This window comes from uncultured Arcanobacterium sp. (genome assembly GCF_947253055.1).
Taxonomy (GTDB): Bacteria; Actinomycetota; Actinomycetes; order Actinomycetales; family Actinomycetaceae; genus Arcanobacterium_A.
The window spans coordinates 1-4,199 of record NZ_CAMXYE010000094.1 but is presented as its reverse complement, the minus strand read 5'-3'; the positions used below and the strand labels follow the sequence as shown (position 1 = coordinate 4,199).

At 48.5% G+C, this 4,199-nt stretch carries 2 protein-coding genes; one reads left to right on the top strand and one right to left on the bottom strand.

Annotation, left to right across the window (positions count from 1 at the left end):
* Positions 1-2,516, top strand: a 2,516-nt coding sequence (locus Q0X35_RS06070) for an ABC transporter permease (RefSeq protein WP_297566554.1), incomplete at its 5' end; no start/stop codon positions are given.
* A 112-nt stretch (positions 2,517-2,628) separates the two neighbouring features.
* Here Q0X35_RS06070 and Q0X35_RS06065 read toward each other — a convergent pair.
* Positions 2,629-4,199: BCCT family transporter (locus Q0X35_RS06065; RefSeq protein WP_297566551.1), on the bottom strand; the 1,571-nt coding region annotated here is incomplete at its 5' end.

Genomic DNA, 4,199 nt, shown 5'->3' with positions numbered 1-4,199 from the left:
TCATGAGCCTTATCTCCATAGTACTTGGAGTGGCTTTTGTAGCTGGTTCTTTTACGTTTACGGATATGTTGCGCAATTCTTTCGGCAATATTATCTCCTCTACGGTGTCGGATATAAATGTAGGTGCGAAAAGTGCAGCTGGCGCTGAATCTGCTGCGGCAGGAGAAGTGCAGAATAGGCTCGCACCTCTAGAAGCCGCAGATTTAGAGAAAATTCGGCAAGTGCCGGGAGTTAAACAGGTCGAAGGCTCAATTATGGGAATGGGAGTCTATACGATCGGTAAAGACGGTAAAGCGATTGCCAGCTACGGAGCTCCTGGACTCGGCTTCAACTATTTTTCTGCTCCGGCTTTTGCGGGGCGAGAAGGCATATATGTAGCAGAAGGCCGAGCTCCGCACGCGGATTCAGAAGTGATGATTGATCCCCTAAGCTTTCAAAAATCTGGTTATCAACTAGGGGAGAAAATTAAAATTGCCACTCCTACAGCTACCGTAGAGAAAACTCTCGTGGGAATCGGCAAGTGGGGTACCGGCGGTACCTCAGGAGCTGCGTATGCCTTCTTCACCGATACGGCGGCGCGGCAAATTCTTCTTCCCGGCCAGCAATCTGGATATTTTTCTGCCTGGGTAGTCACTGATCAAAAAAGCGATATCACAAAAATTTCTGCGGCGGTGACTTCGGTTTTACCACCCGGCTACGAAGCAGAGAACGGAAAAGATGCTTCTAAAGATGCGGCACAGGATTTAGAGAAAGCCCTGGGCTTCATGAATACTTTCTTCCTCGTCTTTGCCGGTATCTCATTGCTAGTAGCAGCTTTTCTAATTTTCAACACTTTCTCGATTATCGTAAATCAACGCGAAAAAGAATTAGCGCTCTATCGCGCCCTCGGCGCCTCAAAGCGGCAAGTGCAGATATCGGTGCTCCTCGAAGCATTTATAGTGGCGGTACTGGGAGCTACGCTCGGGCTATTGCTCGGGTTGGGATTGGCTTCTGGTATAAGCCAGCTGGTGGCAAAAGCGGGCTACGATCTCGGCACCTTAGTTCCGCGCATAACCGGAGCAGCGGTAGTAGCTTCCTTTGGAATCGGGATAGTGCTTACGATGTTTTCCGCGTGGGTACCGGCCAAACGCGCTGGGCGGGTAGATCCGATAGTGGCGATGACGGGGCAGAACGTGAGCATGGAAAAAAGTCTCCGTTGGCGTTTCCTCGGAGGAGCGATTTTGGCTTTCCTCGGAGCGGGACTTTTTCTGTGGGGATTTATACAAGATACTCAGAAATCAGTATTTATCGGCGTCGGTTCGGTATTTATTTTATTAGCGGCCGCCACTATTTCGCCTTTGCTGGGGCGCCCGATTATTTGGCTATTAGGAAAAATTTATAAAAAACTATTCGGCGCAATCGGAAATATGGCGGAGTTAAATACTCTACGGCAGCCAGCTCGTACGGCCGCTACTGCCACTGCACTTATGATTGGCATGGCCTTGGTGGGCACGCTTTCGATTCTCAGCGCCTCGACGCGAGCTTCGACAGACGATATCTTTCACGATTCGGTGCACGGCGATGTGATTATTAGCGGGATTAACAATAGCTATATTCCTAGTGATAAGTATCAGCAAATTGCACAGCTAGCGGGAGTGAAAGAAGCTCGCCGCATACAGTACGAGTATGGTTTTATTAAGCAAGATTCTGGCCTTATACAGGGAGAAGACGAAAAAGAATTCGGAAAATCATTTTCTCTAAAGATCTCAGCTGGGCGTATCTATGCAGATGCGGCAGCTGAAGCAGTAGTTAGTGAAGAATTTGCTGCAAAAAAGAATCTGCAGATTGGTGATACCGTCCCCGTAGCGTTGAGCACAAGTAATAGTCGTTTAATGCTCACTATCGTGGGTACCTTTACTGCTCCAATGGGAGTGCACTTCGATAATATTCTTACGGATATCGATACTCTGCAGCAGAGTGGAACTCCGGATCGGAGCTCGCTCATCATTGTAGATGCAGCGCCTGGACAGGATATAGAGGCAGTAAAAGCCGAAATATCGAAAATACTGGCAGATTATCCGCTCGCTACGGTAGAAACTAAGAGTGAATATATCGAGCAACAGCTGGAAATGATTGACGTAATGTTGGCACTTATTTACGGCTTACTCGCACTGGCAATTATTATTGCGGTGCTGGGTATCGTAAATACTCTTACCCTTTCCGTATCCGAGCGCACTACCGAAATAGGGCTATTGCGGGCAGTGGGAATGACGCGGGGAAATATCCGCAAGATGATTACCCTGGAATCGGTGGCAATTGCGTTGCTGGGAGCCATTTTAGGCTTGAGCTTAGGGATTCTTTTCGGCTGGGGTCTCCAGCAGTCGCTAGCCGCCGACGGTTTGAATAAATTAGTAATCCCGTATTCTACTTTGCTAATTAGTTTGGCGGGTTCCATAGTGGTAGGTATATTTGCCGCTATTAGCCCAGCTCGGCGGGCTGCTAAGACCGATATTCTTGCGGCAATTGCCGCAGAATAACAAGCGCTGCAAGAATAAAATGGGGAGAATAACAAGCGTTGCCGAGTAACAAGCGCTGAGAACAGCCAGCACTGCGAGAATACTTAGCCCTGATTTTGGGAGTTATGCCGGATTACTTTTCTTTTCGGATACGCTGTGTGCGAGGCAAATAAATGCGTTTTATACCCTTTCTTTTGGCTTGCTGAGCCGTGCGTTCGGCTTGTTCCCGCAAATGCCGCCGTTCAATAGCAAGTTGCCGAGCGAATTTTTCTTGTTCGCGAGAATCGAGATAGATTACGTCGTTACGCATATCTTTCACAATGGCAAACATCAATCCGATAAGAATCAGCAAGAAAGGCGAAGCAACCACAATAGTGACGTTTTGAATATTGCTGAGAGCGGCATTTCCGCCAGAAATTAGCATCGTTAAACCGATAAGCGCCGTCATCACTCCCCATAAGCCGCTTACTGCCGGAGTAGCATTTGTACGGCCACCTTGGGAAATAGATCCCATTACGGTAGAAGCTGAATCAGCGGAAGTTATAAAGAAAGTAGCCAGCAAAATCAGGGCGATGATTCCCCACACGTAGCCGCCGGGTAGATTATGCAGTAAATTGAAGAGCTGCTCCTCAGCCATTCCGGAGCCATAGATGGATTTGCCGTGCTGCTCCATCCAGATAGCAGTTCCTCCGAAAATACTGAACCAGATAACAGAGACTCCGGTGGGTACTAGCAGTACGCCGAGGCAGAACTCTCTTACGGAACGCCCCCGCGAGATCCGTGCTAAAAACATGCCTACGAAAGGCGACCAAGACATCCACCATACCCAGTAGAAAAGCGTCCAGCTGGAGAGCCATTCTCCGGCTGAACCGTCTGCAGAAGTGCCGGTGCGAGAAGCCATTTCGAAAAAGTTTTGAATATAGTTACCCAGCGTATTGGGGAGCATATTGAGCTGCGCTACGGTAGGGCCCAATACAAAAACTATTATTGCGAGGGCGCTCGCTAAAACCATATTGGCGTTGGAAATTATCCGCACTCCTTTTCCTACACCTGACATTGCCGAGAGTAGAAAAGCTAAAGTTAGCACCGAAACTACTCCAACTATTAGCGCGGTGCCGGGATTTTTTACTAAGCCAGAGGCTTCTAATCCGGCTCTAATTTGTAGGGTACCGACTCCGAGAGAGCTGGCAGTGCCGAATACGGTGACGAAAATAGAAAGCGAATCGATGAATCTTCCCACTCCTCCGTTAGCGTGTTTCTCGCCAATGAGTGGAGTAAAAGCAGCGGAAATAAGTTGGCGCCGTCCTACTCGATAAGTCGAATAGGCAATCGCTAAAGCTAGTACCGCATAGATAGCCCACGGATGTAAACCCCAGTGGAAGATAGTTTGCGCCATCGCCGTACCGACTTCTTTGGCGCCATGCATGGGTACGCCGTCTCTATAAAAAGCCAGAGGTTCGGCGGCTCCGAAAAACATCATTCCGATTCCCATGCCAGCCGCAAACATCATCGCTATCCAAGATTTAGTGGTGAATTCTGGCTGTTCATCGGCTGCTCCGAGGCGAATGGAACCAAATTTGCTAAAGGCCACCGTGAAAATAAAAATTACGAAAACGGTGGAGAAAAGAATAAAAGCCCAGCCCACATTATCTAAAATCCAGGTAAAGGTACTGCCGGCAAAATCGGAAAAATGCTGCAGGAAGC